The following is an 18,090-nucleotide window of genomic DNA, read 5'->3' as shown; positions in this document are numbered from 1 at the left end:
CTTCGGTCTATATTGGTCGAATTCTGGAATAACATTCGAGCTCAAGGAGCCTATGGGCAATGACCGTACCTGAAGACATTTACGAAATCACAAATCCCAAAGATATTTCTTCGCTGAAGCGCGCTTTGGTCAACCGTCTGATTTATTCGATCGGCAAGGATCCGGTCGAGACCCAGGAGCGCGACTGGTTTTTCGCTTTGGCGTACGTGGTCCGGGATCTTCTCACTTTACGGTGGATGGAGTCCATGCGCCGGTACTATTTGCAGGATGCGAAACGGGTTTATTACCTATCCATGGAATTCCTGATCGGCCGGGCATTAGGGAACAGCTTGCTCAATATCGGATGTTACGACGAATTCAAGCTGGTCCTGGAAGATGTCGGACTGGACCTGGAAGAACTCGCAGAGACGGAGGAAGAGGCCGCGCTGGGCAATGGCGGCTTGGGGCGTCTGGCGGCGTGCTACCTGGATTCCCTTGCCACGCTCCGGCTTCCGGGGTTCGGTTACGGAATACATTACGATTACGGGATGTTTTCTCAGCGCATCGAAGACGGCTATCAAATCGAACATCCCGAGAACTGGCTGCGTTACGGAAACCCCTGGGAATTTCCCCGGCCCGACGTTCTTTACCGTGTGCAGTTCCGCGGCCATGTCGTGGAATGTCCGAACGCCGACGGCAAGAGGCGGTATCGGTGGATCGACACCGAGGATGTGATGGCCATGGCTTACGACATCCCCGTTCCGGGCTACGGCGGCGAGACCGTCAACAACCTGAGGCTGTGGGCGGCGAAGGCTTCGCGTGATTTCGAGCTGAAATATTTCAACGAAGGCAATTACATCAAGGCGGTTGAGGAAAAGACGCAGTCGGAAAACTTGTCCAAGGTTTTGTATCCGGACGATACCACGCAGATGGGGCGGGAGCTGAGGCTCAAGCAGGAATATTTCTTCGTCAGCGCGTCGCTCCAGGACATTCTGAAAAAATTCCGTATCGATCAGCGCGATTTCTCGGATCTGCCCCAAGAGGTCGCGATTCAGCTTAACGACACCCATCCATCAGTTGCCATTCCGGAATTGATGCGCATTCTGCTCGACGAGCATCAAGTTCCGTGGGACGACGCATGGGCTATCACGGTCCGGACCTTTTCCTATACCAATCACACGCTGCTGCCCGAGGCGCTGGAAGTCTGGTCGGTGCGTCTGTTCGAAGAGCTGCTGCCGCGCCATTTGCAAATCATTTACGAAATCAACCATCGTTTTCTTACAGAAGTCGGCGAACGGTTTCCGGGAGATATGGGACTGATTCAGCGTGTCTCCATCATCGACGAGGAAAGGGGAAAGCGGGTTAGGATGGCTCATTTGGCCATCATCGGCAGTCATAAAGTCAACGGAGTGGCCGCATTGCACACCCGGTTGATGAGAACCACGATATTTAGAGACTTCGCAAGGATTTTTCCCGACCGTTTCGTAAGTATCACTAACGGCATTACGCCGCGGCGATGGTTGAATCAGGCCAATCGCGGCCTCGCCAAGCTCATTACGGAAACCATAGGGCCAGGGTGGGTGACCGATCTGGAACGTCTCCGGCAGCTTGCAGCCATGGCGGACGAGGCTGAATTCCGCGCCCGCTTTCGGGCCGTCAAATCAGCCAACAAACAGCATTTGGCGTCCCTTATCGCTAAGCGCCTGAATATTGGGATCGATCCGGCGAGTTTGTTCGACGTCCAGATTAAACGCATGCACGAATACAAGCGTCAACTGCTGAATCTTCTGCATGTGATTACTCGCTATAACCGACTGCGTGCCGGGCTTTCCCAAGACATGGTCCCGCGCACGGTCATTTTCGGAGGCAAGGCGGCTCCGGGTTACCATGCGGCCAAGCTGGTCATAAAGCTGATCAACGATGTATCTAAGGTGATCGGCCGGGATTCGACGGTCGCCGGGCTTTTGAAAGTGGTGTTCGTGCCCGATTACAACGTGTCTCGCGCAATGGAAATCATGCCGGCGGTCGAATTGTCCGAGCAGATTTCGACTGCCGGGATGGAGGCCTCGGGCACCGGCAACATGAAGATGGCGGTGAACGGTGCCATCACTATCGGAACTCTGGACGGTGCCAATATCGAAATTCGCGAGAAAGTGGGGGAGAAGAATATTTTTATTTTCGGGCATACCGCGGAGCAGCTCGACGAAATGCGTAGAGGCGGATATGACGCCTGGCGCTTCTACTATGACAACGAAGAGTTGAAGCTCGCGCTCGATATGATTTCGACGGGGTATTTCTCGCCCGACGAGCAGGATAGATTCAAGCCTTTGATCGATTCTTTGCTGCGCGAAGGCGATAGATTCGCTATCTTGGCGGACTACGAATCGTATATTGCCTGTCAAGAGGAAGTCGATCGTCTTTATCTCGATTCCGAGACCTGGACCCGCAAAGCGATTCTGAACGTGGCTCATTCGGGCTGGTTCTCGAGTGATCGCGCCGTCCGGGAATATGCGGAACGGATTTGGAATACGCCTATATAAGGCGGCGACTCCGGAATGTCGGGGCAATGCCAGCCGCCGGCAGATCGCCGTTGTTCTTTCGGGCGATCTGTCCGGTTATCGAGTCGTATCGATCAGGCCGTCGTCATGCCTTCCTCGCCGGACACGTCGGTGTGCGTAGCTTCATGCGTACCGGCGTGTTTACCCGAGAATGCCTTTCTCGCCGCTTTGGCGCCGTCGCGTACGCCTTCTTCCACGGCAGTGTGCGCCGGAAGCAGGTTGGCTGCCATCAATGAGCCGAAAACCACGCCGTAGCTCAGATAATAAAAACCCGAATATACACCTTTGTGAATTACATTGCCGACCTCCGGCATCAGTTCGGCAAAACTCGAGCGGGCGTGCTCCGCGCCTTCCTTGATGGCTTCGTCGAATCCTTCCCGTTGGCCGTCGGTCGGTTCGGCTGTCCGTTCCGCGACATGCTCCGGACGTTCCTCGACCGATTCCTTAACGCTTTCGGTGCCAGGTTTCTTCGTGGCTTTTGCGGAATCTTCCGTGTGCTTTGAGGGTTGCTTCTTTGCCATAATCATTCTCCTTTTCCGATACGGATGTGCGAAAGTTTCCTACGGGTGTGTCGGGCGGACAATGAGATTGTCAAATCGCAGCACCCGCAACGTGTTCATCAAAGACCATAATTTTTAAGAATAGTTCGCTTGGCTTAACAGCAAGGAAACTGCGGGCGGAAATCTTGCTATTGTCCCCGTCCATGAGACGGCCCGGGGCAAGCGCACCGGACGGCCGGGGCTCGCCCCCAGCCTAGATCAAGCGTAGCGAAACTGGCCCGGCCAGTCGCGATAATTGAATACCTGTCCGGTTTGGCGAATATGGGCGATCGACGCCAGATCGATATCGGCATACACCCATTGGGTTTGATCGAGTTCGCCGATGGCGAGTATGCCGTTGTCCGGATAGCCGTAATCCACCGGGGTGTAGATCCCGGCGGAACCGATATTGACATCCACGGCCTCCGACCAGGGCGCTAGACCCACCGTGGGCGATTGCACGACGTAACATTGATTTTCCAGAGCGCGCGCCTGGCAGCCGATACGGACCCGGTGATAACCTGCCTTGGTATCGGTACAGCTCGGTACCAGAATCAAATCCGCTCCGGCTTCGACCTGCTTGCGAGCGATCATCGGAAACTCGCTGTCGTAGCAAATATTGATGCCGATCCGTCCGAACTCGGTGTCCAGAGTCTTGATTTCCTCGCCACCGGTAATCAGCCAATGCTCGTTTTCGAACCGCGTCATTTGAAGCTTGTCCTGATGATCGGTCGTTCCATCTGGACGGAACAAAAATGACCGGTTTCGGTAGCGCCCGTCCGCCAGCCGAATCGGAAATGAACCGGCGATGATGTAAACACCGTGCTGCTCGGCCATGTCCGAGAAGAGCATTACGAAATCCGGCAGCAGGGTCTGCATTTCCGTCAGTTGTCTGGACAGCGATTTGTAGACCTCTTCCGGAAAAAGGGACGCCAACTCCATGCTGAAGTATTCGGGAAACAGTAACATCTTGGCGCCGTTCCCCGCGGCCTCGGCAATCCAGCGGGCGATCCTGGCGGAATAATCGTCCCAGTTCCTGAGAAAGCCGATATCGTATTGCGCGGCAGCCAAACGGAATGCTCGAGATGGCATCAGGTCGTTTCCTTCAAAGACTTGAGCCAGAACACCATGGGTTTGGGCGACTCGGCCTCTTCGTCCACGTCTTTCCAGGTGTACGTCGTTGTCAGCTCCGGATGCTTGGTATATCCGAATTTGTTCCAGATCCGGTCGAGCGGGACGTAATCCGCCGGGCGGCGCGGGTGATTTTCCGGGCGCTGTACGCAGCAGAAGCAGCTCCAGTCGAATCGGCCGAGTGATCGGGCGTGGCCTTCGCGCTCCTCAAAGAACCTGGGATAAATGCCTCGGCCGCGGTAATCCTTCAGCAAGACGGATTCACCGCAGTAGAAGATTTTTTTCGGGTCATAGCCATGTTCCACGAAGGGCTTCTGGAATTCTTCCGTTTCATGCTCCATCGGGATTCCAGTCGTAGCTCCTATCACTTTGTTGCCGTCCAGCACCAACACGATCACGCTTTCCGGCGACCGTGTGTAGGTCTGCAGGTATTTCTCCTCGTACTCGTAGCTCCCGTCGTAGAGATAAGGAAAATCACGGAACACTTCGATTCGCAGTCGTGCCAGATCGGGCAAAAACGGCTGCAAATCAGGATCCTGGCCCGTATAGCGCTTGATGCTGATCGCGTCGGTCATGGTTTCAGCCCTTTTCCACCTGGGCGATCCAGTCCTGCAAGTTGTAGTAATTAGTGATGCGCGCCACCTTGCCGTCGCGAATATCGAAGAAAGCGCCGGCCGGCAAACGGTATTTCTGGCCCTTGGCGGGCGGCAAGCCTTCGTCGGTCACCAGATATTCACCGAGAACCACAAATTCCGCGGCGGCTCGTTTACCATCGTCGCTGGTCATGATGACCATATCGACGAGTTGTTCCTTGTAGTTCCGGTTCATCCGGTTCATGAACTCGCGAAAAGTCTCTTTGCCGATTTCACGCTGTCCCTGGTTGATGTCATGGATAACGTCATCGGTAAGAAGGCTTAGAAACGTACCCATGTCCCCGGCATTGAAAGCGGCGTAGTACTTTTCGATCAGTGCTTGGCTCTCTTTGTTCATGATAATTTCCGCTAAAGGTTGAAGTCGCTCCGGATTGGGTCCGGTGGGTTCGGAAAAATAAGAACCCGTTAGTTTAATAGATCCCCGCTTGGATATCGATGAATAATATCGGCTCCGGTGACAGGCTCCTGCATCTTGGGGAAAAAACGTACCGTTGCAACTGATATGGCAGGACGCAACAGCAGCGCTTCAAGGTTTTCGCGTCTCTTCGATCCGGCTGACCAGGATGCCGTCCGCGATTCGGGTTTCCGTTCTTTCGCCTGGCCGGATGTCACGGTAAGAACGCAGAATTTCTCCTGTGTCCTGTTTATAGACCACGGCATATCCGCGTGTTAGGGTCGCCAGCGGACTCACCGCCTGAAGGTGCTCGGCCAGACCGGAAACACGCTGGCCCTGCTTTTCGAGAGCCCGCAGGATTGCCATGCAAAGCCTTTGCTGAATTTGACGTCGCCTTTCGTCGAGCATTTGTACGCGCCGGTGCGGTATGTGCTTGGACAATAGGGCGAGCTGTGTCCGCAGTCGCACATCGGAATTGGACAGAGTGCTTCTCATTGCTTTTCTGAGCCGGAGTTCCAGTTGATCCAGGCGCTGGCTTTGGGTTTGCAGGCGTCTGCTGGGGTGCTCTTGCTGTAAGCGGCGACCGAGAATGGAGATTGCACTTCGATTACGTTCGAGTAGTGCCTTCATGTGTAGGCAAAGCTGCTGGTCGATCCGTTCGAATCGGGCCACCAAGACTGTGCTATCCGGAGTTACGGCTTCTGCGGCCGCCGATGGGGTCGGCGCACGCAGATCCGCGACAAAATCGGCAATCGTGGTGTCGATCTCGTGTCCGATTCCCGTTACGACCGGAGTCCTGCACTCAAATATCGCCCGCGCCACGATCTCTTCGTTGAACGCCCATAAATCTTCGAGAGAACCGCCTCCGCGGGCCACTACGAGGACATCGCACAATCGGAGCCGATCCGCCGCCGCAAGGGCTTTCACTACTTCGAATTTGGCATCGGCGCCCTGGACCTTGACCGGAAAAATGATCACGGAAACCGAAGGATACCGGCGTCTGAGCACGGTAAGCACATCATGGACGGCAGCCCCCGTCGGCGACGTGATAATTCCGATACATTGGGGCAATCCAGGTATCGGCTTCTTATGTCGGCTGTCGAATAATCCTTCGGTCGCCAGGCGCTGCTTTAGGGCTTCAAAAGCGCGCAACAGCAATCCGTCGCCGGTTTCCTCCATATATTCGACAATCAGCTGAAAATCGCCGCGCGGCTCGTAGAGGCTGACTTGAGCTCTAATCAGCACATGATCGCCATTCTCCGGCTTGAAATCCAAGGATCGGCTTTGTGTACGGAACATGGCGCAGCGTATCTGCGCCTCGGCGTCTTTCAGGCTGAAATAAACGTGGCCGGAAGAAGGCGTCGAGAGATTGGAAATTTCACCCTCGATCCAGATACTGCCGAAGCAATCGTTGAGCAGGAAGCGGGTTTCACGGTTGAGCCGGGAGACGGTGTAAACCGTCTCCGGCCGAGGGGTAGGCTTAACCGTCATGGTCATCGTGGAGACAAAACCACTCGGAAAATGCTCTCGCCGTTAGTCCGGGCCGCGCTTGAAACGGTGAATCTGGCGCCGCTCCTTTTTGTTCGGTCTGGTCTCCGGCTGGAGAGCAAGCGACCCTTCTTCTCGGCGCCGGGCAACTTCGGCTTGACGCTGTTCAATGCTCTCCTGCGACTCTTCATAAAGCAATGCAGCTTCGGCTGCCGGCCGGCGTTGGGACGATAAAGCTTGCACGATTATGTCCCAAGTGAACTGATCTTTGCTGATTTTGAGCCGTGCACCTATGCCGATTTCCTTTCCCGGCTTGGCGCGTTGCCCATTCAAATGAACTTTGCCGCCGTTTATGGCAGCTATGGCCAGCTGGCGCGTTTTGAAAAAACGCGCAGCCCAAAGCCATTTGTCCAGGCGCATTCGCTCATCGGGGAGCGGATGATTCTCATGGTTGCGACTACGCGCCATAAGGCTTAGGAAACAGAGGGGGATTCCACCGCTTGCCCGGACTCCTGCCACAGCTTGAAACCGCCCGCGAGGCTGACGGCGTTCTCGTAACCCAGTTTTCTGAGCGACTCGGTTGCCAGCGCGGAACGGCCTCCGGTCTGACAGTAAACGAGAATATCCGCGTCGCGCCGATTTTGAAATGCCGGATGGCCGTCGATCTTGAATTCCAAAACACCTCGAGGAATGTTTACCGCGCCAGGCAGAGCGCCAAGTGCGAACTCCGCCGGCTCGCGGACATCCAGTACCAGAGCTTTGCCGAGCAGGGAGCCGGCTTCATCGAGATTGACTTCCTTAATATGACGCTTCGCTTCAGCTACTAGATCCATGGGAGTTAAAGGCATCGTGGGCTCCTGTGTTGGTTGCATGTTTTTATAGTACGCCCCCGAATATCGATTGGGTATAGGCAATAGGTGTCGGAATACGAGAACAGAAATTTCAAATTCAATTGTATGTGTGTTAGGATACGCCTATAAACAGCGGGTTATTCGAGTGGTGCTCGAACAGAATTGTCCCGCCTTTGAAAGGAATGCCCCATAGGGGCTTTTTTAGTTTTTGAAGGAACTATAGAACAAGAATGGGCCGTCGCGCCCATTTTTTATGAGTGAAATTTACGAGGTTTCAATGAAGCCGCAGGAGCGTTTGGCGGGTTTGATAGAGCCGGTCGTGAGCGGTTTGGGGTATGAGCTGGTCAGTATAGAGTTCGACTCCCACCGGCGGGTGCTGAGAGTTTACATCGATAACGATGCGGGGATTACCCTCGACGATTGTACGCGGGTCAGTTATCAACTGAGCGGCGTACTCGATGTAGAAGACCCGATCCCGGGCCGGTATCAGCTTGAGATTTCGTCGCCAGGTCTTGATCGGCCCCTTTCCAAGTTGGAGCACTTTGAGCGATTCAAGGGCAGTCTGGCCCGTTTGCAGCTCATCCGTCCCATCGACGGGCGCCGCAATTTCAAGGCTTACCTGGCGGGAGTGGAAGGCGGCAAGGTCCTCATTGAGGAAGGCGGCGAAACTTTGCAAATTCCGTTTGAATCAATTGAAAAGGCGCGGCTGGCGCCTGAGTTTGGTAGTTAAATCTAAGGACGAAGCGATGGCGAATAAAGAAATCTTGTTGGTGGTGGATGTCGTATCCAATGAGAAAGACATTGATAAAGAAGTCATTTTCGGCGCCATAGAAGACGCGCTTCGCACCGCAACCATCAAGCGCCACGACAATGCGATCGACGTGCGTGTCGCAATAGACCGGAAAACCGGCGGCTACGAGACCTTTCGCCGTTGGCTGGTCTGCGAGTTCAACCCCGACTACGAAGTGGGGGTCGAAAATCCGGATATAGAGATTGCCTTGGACGAGGCGAGAAAAAGTCGGCCTGAAATTCAGGTCGGGGATTATATCGAGCAGCCCATCGAGTCCATCGAGTTCGGACGGATTGCCGCTCAGACTGCGAAGCAGGTTATCGTGCAGAAAGTGCGGGAGGCGGAGCGCCGCAAGGTCGTCGATGCTTATAAGAACCGGGTCGGCGAACTCGTCACGGGTGTCGTCAAGCGCGTAGAGCGGGGCAATGTCTATCTGGATTTGGGCGGTAATGTCGAAGCCTTCATTCCAAGGGACGAGATGATACCCCGCGAGGCGGTTCGTTCCGGCGATCGTGTGCGGGGCTATTTGAAAGCCGTACGTCAGGAGGCTCGCGGTCCCCAGTTGTTCGTCAGCCGAACTGCACCGGAGCTTTTGATTGCATTATTCAAGCTCGAAGTTCCGGAAGTCAGCGAGGGTGTCATCGAAATCAAGGGGGCCGCTCGAGATCCCGGTGTTCGCGCGAAAGTCGCCGTAAAGAGCAATGATCTCCGGCTCGACCCGGTGGGGGCTTGCGTGGGCATGCGCGGCTCCCGGGTCCAGGCGGTATCCAACGAATTGGCCGGCGAACGCATCGATATCATTTTGTGGAACGAGAATGACGCTCAATTCGTCATCAATGCGATGTCCCCGGCCGAAATCGTCTCAATCGTTGTAGATGAAGACAAGCATTCGATGGATATCGCCGTTGCCGATGAAAACCTGTCTCAGGCCATCGGCCGCGGTGGACAGAATGTGCGGCTTGCATCGGAGCTGACCGGATGGACACTCAATGTAATGGGGGCCTCCCAGGCGGAAGCGAAGAACGAGCTGGAGACGAGCAAACTCATGCAGTCATTCATGGAACAGCTGGATGTGGACGAGAGCGTTGCCGAAATCCTGGTTAGAGAAGGATTTTCGACTGTCGAAGAACTGGCTTACGTTCCGGCCAAGGAGCTATTGGAGATCGAGGAATTCGACGAGGATATCGTCGAGGAATTGCGAAATCGAGCACGCGACGCGTTGCTGATAAAGGCGATCGCAAACGAGGAGGAGTTTGAGTCTTCAGAGCCCTCCAAGGAGTTGCTGGAAATGGAAGGGATGGACCGCGAAACGGCTTTTCGTCTTGCTGCGCGGGGCGTTAGAACAATGGAGGATCTGGCCGAACAATCGGTCGACGAATTGCTGGAGATTGAAGGTATGGACGAAGCGAGAGCTGCGCGTTTGATCATGACAGCTCGCTTACCGTGGTTTGCTGAAGGTTAAGAGGATTCGACAGGGCAGGGGCTGAAAGAATGAGCGATGTGACGGTACGGCAACTCGCCGATGTGGTCGGCATTCCGGTAGATCGGCTGCTTACGCAGCTAGGTGATGCTGGTTTGGAAAAAAGCGATGCGGACGATGTTCTCAGTGATACTGAAAAACTTAGGTTTCTCAGTTACTTGCGGCAAAGTCACGGTAGAAATGAGGGAGGAATGGCCGAGCCGAAGCGGGTAACGCTGCAGCGACGGACCGTTAGCGAACTCAAACAGGGCAAGATTCCCGGCAAAGGCGTTAAGACGATCAGCGTGGAGGTTCGCAAGAAGCGAACTTATGTCAAGCGTAGCGAGCTTCCCGAGGTGAGCGAGCGGCGCACCGAAGTTGAAAGAGCACGGCAGGCGCTCGAGGAACAGCAAAGGGAGATCGAAGCTCAGGAAGCTTTGCGTGCTCAACAGGAAGAAGCCCGCCGCAAGGCTTTGGAAGAAGAAGAGCGTAAGAAGCGCGAAGAAGCCGAGAGAGCGGCCGAACAGCAGCGCCTGCTCGAAGAAGCGAAGCGAGCGGAAGAAGAAAGGCAGCGCGAGGAAGCTCGCCGCATTGCCGAAGAGCAGCAGCGTGCCGCCGAAAACGAAGCAAGCATAGAAAAACGTGAGCAGCCTGCGCCTGCGGCAGAAGCGCCGCCGCCCAAAAGACCGGCTGCACCGGCTGCGCGGAAAGAGGTGGAGCTTCCGCGTCATTTGGAGCAGGAAGCCAAACGTCCGAAAAAGAAACCGGCGGCCGAACGTCCAAAAGGGCGAGGCGAAGGTGCCCGTGAGCCCGTCGGCATCGACGATTCGAGAAAAGATAAAAAGAAGAAGCTCAAAGTTACGAGGGGTGCGGTTACACTTCCCGAAGCTAAACATGGGTTCGAGAAACCAACTGCCCCGATGGTGCGCGAGGTTGCCATTCCCGAGTCCATCACGGTATCGGATCTTGCCCAGCGGATGTCCATCAAGGCGACCGAAGTCATCAAGACCTTGATGGGCATGGGGGTTATGGCCACCATTAATCAGGTGCTCGATCAGGATACCGCGACCTTGGTCGTCGAAGAGCTGGGGCATAAGGCGATTCTTCAGGTCGAGAACGCTTTGGAAGCAGAAATCATGGCGACCATGTCGGTAGCCGCAGAGGTCGAACAGTTGCCGCGCGCCCCGGTGGTCACCATCATGGGACATGTCGACCACGGCAAGACCTCCTTGCTCGACTACATCCGTAAGAGCCGGGTCGCGGCCAGTGAAGCCGGCGGCATTACTCAGCACATCGGTGCGTATCAGGTCAAAACCGACCATGGCGCCGTGACCTTCCTGGATACGCCTGGCCATGCCGCGTTTACCGCGATGCGCGCGCGCGGAGCCAAGGTTACCGACATCGTGGTACTGGTGGTGGCTGCCGACGATGGCGTCATGCCGCAAACCCGCGAAGCCGTGGAGCATTCCCGCGCCGCCAACGTTCCTTTGGTGGTGGCGGTCAACAAGGTCGATAAGCCGGAAGCAGACCCCGATCGGGTAAAACAAGAACTCACCGGTCTCAATGTGGTTCCGGAAGAATGGGGCGGCGAAACCCAGTTCGTGAATGTCTCCGCGAAGACCGGCCAGGGCATCGACGCGTTGCTGGACGCCATACTCATACAAGCCGAGATTCTAGAGCTCAAGGCGCCATCCGATATACCGGCCAGCGGAGTGGTATTGGAGTCGAAGCTCGAGAAGGGACGCGGGCCCGTGGCGGACATTCTGGTACAACGGGGCCAGCTCAAGAAAGGCGATTTTATCTTGTGCGGCGTGGAATTCGGCAGGGTAAGGGCGATGTTCAACGAAAACGGCAAGGCGGTGAAAGAAGCTGGACCTTCGATGCCGGTTGAGGTATTAGGGTTATCGGCCGCACCAAACGCCGGCGATGAATTCATCGTCGTCGCGGACGAGCGCAAAGCACGTGAAATTGCCTTGCACCGTGAAGAAAAGCAGCGTGTCAGCAAATTGGCAGCGCAGCAGGCCACCAAGCTCGAGGACGTCTTCTCGCGCATGGAAAGCGGAGAAAGCGTGGACCTGAACCTCATCATCAAGGCCGACGTGCAAGGTAGCCTTGAGGCTTTGAGAGCCTCACTGACGGATCTTTCGACCGATAAGGTCAAGGTTAAGGTCATTGCCGGCGGTGTCGGCGGCATCAACGAATCCGATGCCAATCTGGCTCTGGCGTCGAACGCCATCATCATCGGGTTCAACGTCCGGGCCGATGCAGGCGCGCGCAAGATCATCGAGGAGCGGGCCATCGATTTGCACTATTACAGTGTGATTTACGAGGCGATCGACGAGATCAAGAAATCGATCAGCGGAATGCTGGAGCCTGAGTTCAAGGAGCAGATCGTCGGCGTCGCGGAGGTTCGAGATGTCTTCCGTCATCCGAAATTCGGCGCCATCGCCGGGTGCATGGTGGTGGATGGGCACGTAAAGCGCAATCTGCCGATCCGCGTATTACGGGACAATGTGGTTATTTTCGAAGGCCAGCTCGATTCTCTGCGCCGCTTCAAGGAAGACGTGGGTGAAGTGAAAGCCGGCATGGAATGCGGTATGGGCATAAAGAACTATAACGATGTCAAGGTCGGCGACCAGATCGAAGTTTTTGAAAAAGTGCAAGTTCAACGCTAGACGATTCGGAATCGAGGCGGTCTAAGATAGTATGCCTAGAGAGTTCAAGCGAAGTGACCGGGTTGCCTCGCAGCTGCAGAGAGAACTGGCGGATCTAATCCGGACGGAAGTGAAAGAACCTCGCCTTGGGATGATCACGGTGAGCGATGCCGTAGTCAGCCGAGATCTTGCAGTAGCCAAAGTTTACGTGACTTTTTTGGGTGCCAAGGAACCGGCCGAAAAATGCGTGGCGCTATTATCGACCATGATTCCCATGCTTCGTCGTGAATTGGGCAAGCGTGTTCGCATGCGTACCATGCCCGAGATCCATTTCGTTTATGACGATTCGATCGAACGCGGCTTGCGCATGAATGCGCTTCTGGACCGGTTGCATGAAGAGCCGAAAAACGGCGAATAGGTAGAGACTCGTGAGCCGCCGCAACGATCTACGCTCCATCGATGGTGTCCTGCTGTTGGACAAAGCCACAGGCATGACCTCGAATGCGGCGCTGCAAAAGGTCAAACGGGTTTTGAAGGCACGCAAGGCCGGCCATACCGGTAGCCTTGATCCGTTGGCCAGCGGGCTGCTTCCGATCTGCTTGGGCGAAGCGACGAAGTTGTCCGGATTTGCCTTGAATACGGACAAGCGCTATCGGGTGAAGGTCAGGCTAGGGGTGACAACGCTCACCGGCGATTGCGAAGGCGAGACTGTCGAAACCAGGACCGTGCCGCCATTGAGCGAGGATGTTCTCGAGCGGGTTCTGGCCGGTTTTCGTGGCGAGATTTTTCAGGTTCCGCCCATGTTCTCGGCGCTCAAGCATCAGGGGCGGCGTCTTTATGATTTGGCTCGCCAAGGCATCGAGGTAGAACGTGAGCCTCGGCGGATAGTCATCTACGAATTGAAGCTGCTGGATTTCGATTCGTCCAGCCTGGAACTGGATGTCGAGTGTTCGAAGGGTACCTATATTCGATCCTTGGCCGAGGATATCGGCAAAGCGTTGGATTGTGGCGGCCATGTCGAGCAATTGAGACGCACCTGGGTCGGTAATCTGTCAATCGCCGAGGCTCACACGCTTGAGAGTTTAGAGTCCCTGGACGAAGGCGAACTGCTGCAACGGCTCCTGCCCATGGATCGCATCATATCGGCCATGCCTGCGGTTCAACTGAGTGACGAACTGGGTTTTTACGTACGGAAAGGTCAAGCCGTTCGGGTTTCCGGATCCCCCCACGATGGGTGGGTCAGGTTGTACGTGAAACAATCCGTATTTCTCGGCGTGGGCGAAATTCTAAGCGACGGACGCGTGGCACCGCGGCGTCTCGTCAAAGTGGGTCAGGACAATGTTCGGGAGTTGTCCTGTTAAGAGAGCTCTCGGGTGGCATATCGGTTGGTGCCGGCTGGCTTTTCAATTGAAACGCATCCGGAGCTAAAGTTACAATTCCGAGTTCATTAAATCAAACAGTTATTCAGGAGAAAAAAATGGCCTTTGAGACGACAGACAAGAGCGCTGTTATGCAGGAATATCAGCGTGCGGCAAACGATACCGGTTCTCCGGAAGTCCAGGTGGCGCTGCTCACCGCCAGGATCAACCACCTTACCCCTCACTTCGTCAAGCACAAGAAAGATCACCATTCCCGTCGCGGTCTATTGCGCTTGGTCAATCGGCGTCGCAAATTGCTGGACTATCTCAAGAGCAAAGACTCCAACCGTTATCGCACTTTGATCGAACGGTTGGGCCTGCGTAAATAGTTGTTCACCCGGCGAAAGGTATTATCGTGAATCCGATTCGGAAACAGTTCAAATACGGCGAATATCTCGTTACCTTCGAGACCGGCGAAATCGCGCGCCAGACGGATGCTGCAGTTCTGGTGGACATGGCCGGAACCGTGGTGCTGGTGACCGTGGTCGGCGAGAAAGAAGCGTCTCCCGAGACTGATTTTTTTCCTCTGACCGTCAACTATCAGGAAAAAGCCTACGCGGCGGGCCGCATTCCCGGCGGCTTTTTTAAGCGAGAGGGGCGGCCGAGCGAGAAGGAGACCCTCACCGCACGCCTGATCGACCGGCCAATTCGCCCTCTTTTTCCGGAAGGATTCACCAACGACGTTCAGGTTGTCGCGACGGTTCTCTCTTTGAATCCCGAGGTCGACCCGGATATTCCGTCGATGTTGGGGGCGTCCGCGGCTCTCGCGCTTTCGGGCATGCCTTTTCAGGGACCGATCGGTGCAGCGCGTGTCGGTTACATCGATGGGCAATTCGTGCTCAATCCTTCCGGTTCCATGCTTAACCATTCAAAGCTGGATTTGGTTGTTGCCGGCACCGAAAAAGCGGTTTTGATGGTCGAGTCCGAAGCCGATATGCTCTCGGAAGAAATCATGCTCGGAGCCGTGTTGTTCGGCCATGAGCATATGCAAGCGGCAATCAAGGCGATCCACGAACTGGCCGAGACGGTTGGCGCCACGTCTTGGAACTGGGAACCGCCTGCCGTCAATACAGCCCTCAATCAGGCGGTGAAGGATCTGGCGTCGGAGCGGATTGCAGACGCCTATCAAACTGCCGATAAGCAAGTCCGGCAGCAGAAACTCAGAGAGATTCGCAAAGGCACGGTAGACGCTTTGACCGCTGACGGGAATTATGCCGAAAGTGCGGTTCGAGGCGCTCTGGAAAAGCTGGAATCGGATGTGGTCCGCTGGCGGATTCTGGATGAATCCAGGCGCATCGACGGTCGGGATCTGAAGACTATACGTCCGATCACGATACGTACCGGCGTTCTGCCGAGAACACATGGTTCCGCTCTTTTCACCCGCGGCGAGACTCAGGCTCTGGTGGTCGCCACGCTGGGGACCGGGCGCGACGCACAATTAATCGATGCGATAGAGGGGGAATATAAGGAATCCTTCATGTTGCATTACAATTTTCCTCCCTTCTGCGTGGGAGAGATCGGTCCCATCGGCGCACCGAAACGCCGCGAAATAGGGCATGGCAGACTGGCGAAGCGCGGTGTCCAGGCCATCATGCCGAAGCCGGAAGATTTTCCGTATGTTATCCGCGTCGTATCCGAGATTACCGAATCCAACGGCTCCAGTTCCATGGCGTCGGTTTGCGGAACCAGTCTGGCGCTGATGGACGCAGGCGTTCCGACCAAGGCCCCGGTGGCCGGGATAGCCATGGGCCTGATCAAAGAAGGCGACCGGTTCGCGGTGCTTTCGGACATCATGGGAGATGAAGATCACCTCGGCGATATGGATTTCAAGGTTGCCGGCTCCAGCAATGGCGTAACCGCTTTGCAGATGGATATCAAGATCGACGGGATCACGCCTGAAATCATGCGGCAGGCGCTCGAGCAGGCGAAAGAAGGACGCTTGCATATCCTGGAGAGAATGGCCGAAGCTTTGCCGGCTCCCCGGAAGGAAATGTCCGATTTCGCACCTCGCATCATGAGTTTCACCATCGATCCGAGCAAGATTCGCGATGTGATCGGCAAAGGCGGAGCGACCATTCGCGCGATCACCGAAGAAACGGGTGCCAGCATCGACATCAGCGATGACGGCGTCGTGAAAGTGGCGTCGGTGGACAAGGAAGCCGGCATGGAGGCACGTCGCCGTATCGAAGCGATAACGGCAGAAGTCGAGGTCGGCAAAGTTTACGAAGGCCGTGTCGCAAGGCTGATGGATTTCGGCGCGTTCGTAACGATTCTGCCGGGCAAGGATGGGCTGGTCCATATTTCGCAGATTTCGGACGAGCATGTCGAAAAAGTCAGCGATAAGCTATCCGAAGGCGATGTCGTCAAGGTCAAGGTCCTTGAAATCGATCGTCAGGGCAGGGTTCGTCTCAGCATGAAGGCCGTCGATTAAACCGACGGTCCTACGCGGCGGAGTTCCGGCTCCGCTGACGTGCTTTTTCCAGCGCTATTCACGTTTTATCCGACCGGCGTTTTGTACGGTCGGCCCGCCTCCTCCCGGACCAGTTTCGGCAGCAAATAACCGGGTAGCGACTTCCGTAGGGTTCGGTAAATCTTCAGCGCCTCTTCTGTCGACAGGTCGAAGTGGCTGGTTCCCCGGGCCTTGTCCAACAGATGCAGGTAATACGGCAGCACTCCGTTTTCGAAAAGCGCTTCACTGAGCCCGACGAGGACGTCGGTATCGTCGTTGACGTCCTTGAGCAACACCGTTTGGTTGAGCAATGACATGCCGGATTTCCGAAGCGTCCGCAGCGCAACACTTACCTCATGATTGAACTCGTTCGGGTGGTTGGCGTGAATCACGATCACGCTATTCAGGTGGGTGGCGGTCAGCGCTGCGATAAGCTCGGTCGTGATGCGGCAGGGAAGAACGATGGGTAGCCGGGTGTGTATTCGGAGCCGCCTGATGTGTGGTATCTCCCCAATTTTTCTGATCATCTGTCCCAAGCGTTCGTCACTCAGCACCAGTGGATCGCCGCCGCTGAATATCACTTCATTAAGGGTTCGGTCACGGCGAATGACATCGAGAGCATTCTGCTCCTGCTGTTTGCCGATTGCGTTCCCGTCATACGGAAAATTGCGTCTGAAGCAATAGCGACAGTGAATGGCGCAGGCGCCTGTCGTGATGAGCAGGATCCGCCCTTGGTATTTCTGCAGCACTCCGGGGGCGGCGGCAGCCTTTAAGTCTCCTACCGGATCGTTTGCAAAGTTCGGATGCTCGATGAGTTCACGAACGTCGGGCAATACCTGGAGCAAGAGCGGGTCGTGCGGATTGCCCTTGGCCATGCGCTGTGCATAACTCTGCGTTACGCGAAACGAAAAACGATCCGTGGCCTGCCGGAATTCCGGTCTATGGATTTCATCCAATTCCAGGAAGGCCAGAAGGTCGGCGGGCTTGGTAAAAGAGTCGGCCAACGCCATCTGCCAGGACGTTTTCATAGAGATAAGTTTTCCTGGGACAAAGCGCTACATTATAATGCGCGGTATTTTTTGAGTTAACTGAAGCGAACGAGGAGAGAATGGCAACATTCAGCACCAATGAATTCAAGGGCGGTTTAAAAGTGATGCTCGACGGAGATCCCTGCTCGATCATCGAAAACGAATTCGTGAAGCCGGGAAAGGGCCAGGCGTTTAACCGGGTAAAACTGCGCAACCTCAAGACCGGCCGTGTAATCGAGCGCACTTTCAAGTCCGGAGAAACATTGGAGGCCGCGGACGTTGTCGACACGGAAATGCAGTATCTGTACAACGACGGCGAGCAGTGGCACTTTATGGTTCCGGAGAGTTTCGAACAATATGCCGCTGACAGCAATGTAGTGGGTGATGCGAAGAAGTGGCTCAAAGAGCAGGACATATGTATCGTCACCTTATACAACGGTACTCCCATTTCGGTCACGCCGCCTAATTTCGTGGAGCTGACGATTGTCGAAACCGATCCCGGCGTACGCGGCGACACGTCCGGAGGCGGCGGGAAGCCTGCGACTCTGGATACCGGAGCCGTGGTCAGAGTGCCGCTGTTCGTACAGACCGGCGAAGTGATCAAAGTAGACACCCGTACCGGCGAATACGTTTCGCGGGTCAAATAGCATCTTTTTTATTTCCGGCGGCGGACCGGACGTGTCCGCCGATCTCTGTCGA

At 55.5% G+C, this 18,090-nt stretch carries 17 protein-coding genes; 9 read left to right on the top strand and 8 right to left on the bottom strand.

Annotated elements, in window-relative coordinates:
• Positions 1-59: 59 nt before the first annotated feature.
• A complete protein-coding gene (locus sS8_RS06120; RefSeq protein ID WP_119628871.1) occupies positions 60-2,519 on the top strand; it encodes a glycogen/starch/alpha-glucan phosphorylase in 2,460 nt (819 codons plus the stop codon).
• Between the two features lie 92 nt (positions 2,520-2,611).
• Here sS8_RS06120 and sS8_RS06115 read toward each other — a convergent pair whose 3' ends face one another.
• From sS8_RS06115 to sS8_RS06085, 7 genes are all read right to left on the bottom strand, one after another.
• Entirely contained in the window at positions 2,612-3,058 is a 447-nt protein-coding gene (locus tag sS8_RS06115; protein ID WP_145986430.1) for a hypothetical protein, read from the bottom strand.
• Between the two features lie 237 nt (positions 3,059-3,295).
• The gene (locus sS8_RS06110; protein ID WP_119628869.1) at positions 3,296-4,168 is read right to left on the bottom strand and encodes a carbon-nitrogen hydrolase family protein; all 873 of its coding nucleotides are present in this window, start codon (positions 4,166-4,168) and stop codon (positions 3,296-3,298) included.
• On the bottom strand, positions 4,168-4,782 hold the full coding sequence (locus sS8_RS06105; RefSeq protein ID WP_119628868.1) for a GNAT family N-acetyltransferase: 615 nt from the start codon (positions 4,780-4,782) through the stop codon (positions 4,168-4,170). Before sS8_RS06105 ends, sS8_RS06110 begins: the two co-directional genes overlap by 1 nt.
• Before the next feature lie 4 nt (positions 4,783-4,786).
• Complete coding sequence (locus sS8_RS06100; RefSeq protein ID WP_119628867.1) at positions 4,787-5,197, bottom strand: ketosteroid isomerase-related protein; 411 nt, start codon at positions 5,195-5,197, stop codon at positions 4,787-4,789.
• Positions 5,198-5,386: 189 nt separating this feature from the next.
• On the bottom strand, positions 5,387-6,751 hold the full coding sequence (gene xseA, locus sS8_RS06095) for an exodeoxyribonuclease VII large subunit (RefSeq protein ID WP_119628866.1): 1,365 nt from the start codon (positions 6,749-6,751) through the stop codon (positions 5,387-5,389).
• 36 nt (positions 6,752-6,787) lie between these two features.
• The gene (locus sS8_RS06090; protein WP_269461492.1) at positions 6,788-7,162 is read right to left on the bottom strand and encodes an RNA-binding S4 domain-containing protein; all 375 of its coding nucleotides are present in this window, start codon (positions 7,160-7,162) and stop codon (positions 6,788-6,790) included.
• Between the two features lie 53 nt (positions 7,163-7,215).
• Positions 7,216-7,590 (bottom strand): rhodanese-like domain-containing protein, encoded by a 375-nt coding sequence (locus tag sS8_RS06085; protein WP_119632639.1) that lies wholly within the window; start codon positions 7,588-7,590, stop codon positions 7,216-7,218.
• Between the two features lie 280 nt (positions 7,591-7,870).
• Between sS8_RS06085 and rimP the strand changes: the two genes are divergently transcribed.
• The 7 genes from rimP (at position 7,871) to pnp (ending at position 16,345) form a co-directional block, all read left to right on the top strand.
• The gene (gene rimP, locus sS8_RS06080; protein WP_119632638.1) at positions 7,871-8,323 is read left to right on the top strand and encodes a ribosome maturation factor RimP; all 453 of its coding nucleotides are present in this window, start codon (positions 7,871-7,873) and stop codon (positions 8,321-8,323) included.
• 16 nt (positions 8,324-8,339) lie between these two features.
• Entirely contained in the window at positions 8,340-9,845 is a 1,506-nt protein-coding gene (nusA, locus tag sS8_RS06075) for a transcription termination factor NusA (RefSeq protein WP_119628864.1), read from the top strand.
• Positions 9,846-9,874: 29 nt separating this feature from the next.
• Complete coding sequence (gene infB, locus sS8_RS06070) at positions 9,875-12,517, top strand: translation initiation factor IF-2 (RefSeq protein WP_119628863.1); 2,643 nt, start codon at positions 9,875-9,877, stop codon at positions 12,515-12,517.
• A 31-nt stretch (positions 12,518-12,548) separates the two neighbouring features.
• Positions 12,549-12,914 (top strand): 30S ribosome-binding factor RbfA, encoded by a 366-nt coding sequence (gene rbfA, locus sS8_RS06065; protein WP_119628862.1) that lies wholly within the window; start codon positions 12,549-12,551, stop codon positions 12,912-12,914.
• Between the two features lie 10 nt (positions 12,915-12,924).
• Entirely contained in the window at positions 12,925-13,857 is a 933-nt protein-coding gene (truB, locus tag sS8_RS06060; protein ID WP_119628861.1) for a tRNA pseudouridine(55) synthase TruB, read from the top strand.
• Between the two features lie 116 nt (positions 13,858-13,973).
• Positions 13,974-14,243, top strand: coding sequence for a 30S ribosomal protein S15 (gene rpsO / locus sS8_RS06055; protein WP_119628860.1), 270 nt, complete (start codon positions 13,974-13,976; stop codon positions 14,241-14,243).
• Between the two features lie 26 nt (positions 14,244-14,269).
• Positions 14,270-16,345, top strand: a complete 2,076-nt coding sequence (gene pnp / locus sS8_RS06050) for a polyribonucleotide nucleotidyltransferase (RefSeq protein WP_119628859.1) — start codon at positions 14,270-14,272, stop codon at positions 16,343-16,345.
• 65 nt (positions 16,346-16,410) lie between these two features.
• On the opposite strand, the gene epmB is transcribed toward pnp, so the two are convergent.
• Positions 16,411-17,391 carry an EF-P beta-lysylation protein EpmB gene (gene epmB / locus sS8_RS06045; protein WP_119628858.1) on the bottom strand — a complete coding sequence of 327 codons (981 nt, stop codon included), beginning with the start codon at positions 17,389-17,391 and terminating at the stop codon, positions 16,411-16,413.
• 80 nt (positions 17,392-17,471) lie between these two features.
• On the opposite strand from epmB, the gene efp reads away from it, so the two are divergent.
• Entirely contained in the window at positions 17,472-18,038 is a 567-nt protein-coding gene (gene efp / locus sS8_RS06040; RefSeq protein WP_119628857.1) for an elongation factor P, read from the top strand.
• Positions 18,039-18,090 lie beyond the last annotated feature (52 nt).

The sequence above is a fragment of the Methylocaldum marinum genome (genome assembly GCF_003584645.1).
GTDB classification, from domain to species: domain Bacteria; phylum Pseudomonadota; class Gammaproteobacteria; order Methylococcales; family Methylococcaceae; genus Methylocaldum; species Methylocaldum marinum.
The sequence above is the reverse complement of the archived record's forward strand: the minus strand, read 5'-3'. Positions and strand labels throughout refer to the sequence as shown.

Excerpts from the sequence above, each read along its gene's own strand:
- sS8_RS06120 (WP_119628871.1), top strand. The coding sequence starts at position 60 with ATGACCGTACCTGAAGACATTTACGAAATCACAAATCCCAAAGATATT.
- sS8_RS06115 (WP_145986430.1), bottom strand. The coding sequence starts at position 3,058 with ATGGCAAAGAAGCAACCCTCAAAGCACACGGAAGATTCCGCAAAAGCC.
- sS8_RS06110 (WP_119628869.1), bottom strand. The coding sequence starts at position 4,168 with ATGCCATCTCGAGCATTCCGTTTGGCTGCCGCGCAATACGATATCGGC.
- sS8_RS06105 (WP_119628868.1), bottom strand. The coding sequence starts at position 4,782 with ATGACCGACGCGATCAGCATCAAGCGCTATACGGGCCAGGATCCTGAT.
- sS8_RS06100 (WP_119628867.1), bottom strand. The coding sequence starts at position 5,197 with ATGAACAAAGAGAGCCAAGCACTGATCGAAAAGTACTACGCCGCTTTC.
- xseA (WP_119628866.1), bottom strand. The coding sequence starts at position 6,751 with ATGACCATGACGGTTAAGCCTACCCCTCGGCCGGAGACGGTTTACACC.
- sS8_RS06090 (WP_269461492.1), bottom strand. The coding sequence starts at position 7,162 with ATGCGCCTGGACAAATGGCTTTGGGCTGCGCGTTTTTTCAAAACGCGC.
- sS8_RS06085 (WP_119632639.1), bottom strand. The coding sequence starts at position 7,590 with ATGCCTTTAACTCCCATGGATCTAGTAGCTGAAGCGAAGCGTCATATT.
- rimP (WP_119632638.1), top strand. The coding sequence starts at position 7,871 with ATGAAGCCGCAGGAGCGTTTGGCGGGTTTGATAGAGCCGGTCGTGAGC.
- nusA (WP_119628864.1), top strand. The coding sequence starts at position 8,340 with ATGGCGAATAAAGAAATCTTGTTGGTGGTGGATGTCGTATCCAATGAG.
- infB (WP_119628863.1), top strand. The coding sequence starts at position 9,875 with ATGAGCGATGTGACGGTACGGCAACTCGCCGATGTGGTCGGCATTCCG.
- rbfA (WP_119628862.1), top strand. The coding sequence starts at position 12,549 with ATGCCTAGAGAGTTCAAGCGAAGTGACCGGGTTGCCTCGCAGCTGCAG.
- rpsO (WP_119628860.1), top strand. The coding sequence starts at position 13,974 with ATGGCCTTTGAGACGACAGACAAGAGCGCTGTTATGCAGGAATATCAG.
- epmB (WP_119628858.1), bottom strand. The coding sequence starts at position 17,391 with ATGAAAACGTCCTGGCAGATGGCGTTGGCCGACTCTTTTACCAAGCCC.
- efp (WP_119628857.1), top strand. The coding sequence starts at position 17,472 with ATGGCAACATTCAGCACCAATGAATTCAAGGGCGGTTTAAAAGTGATG.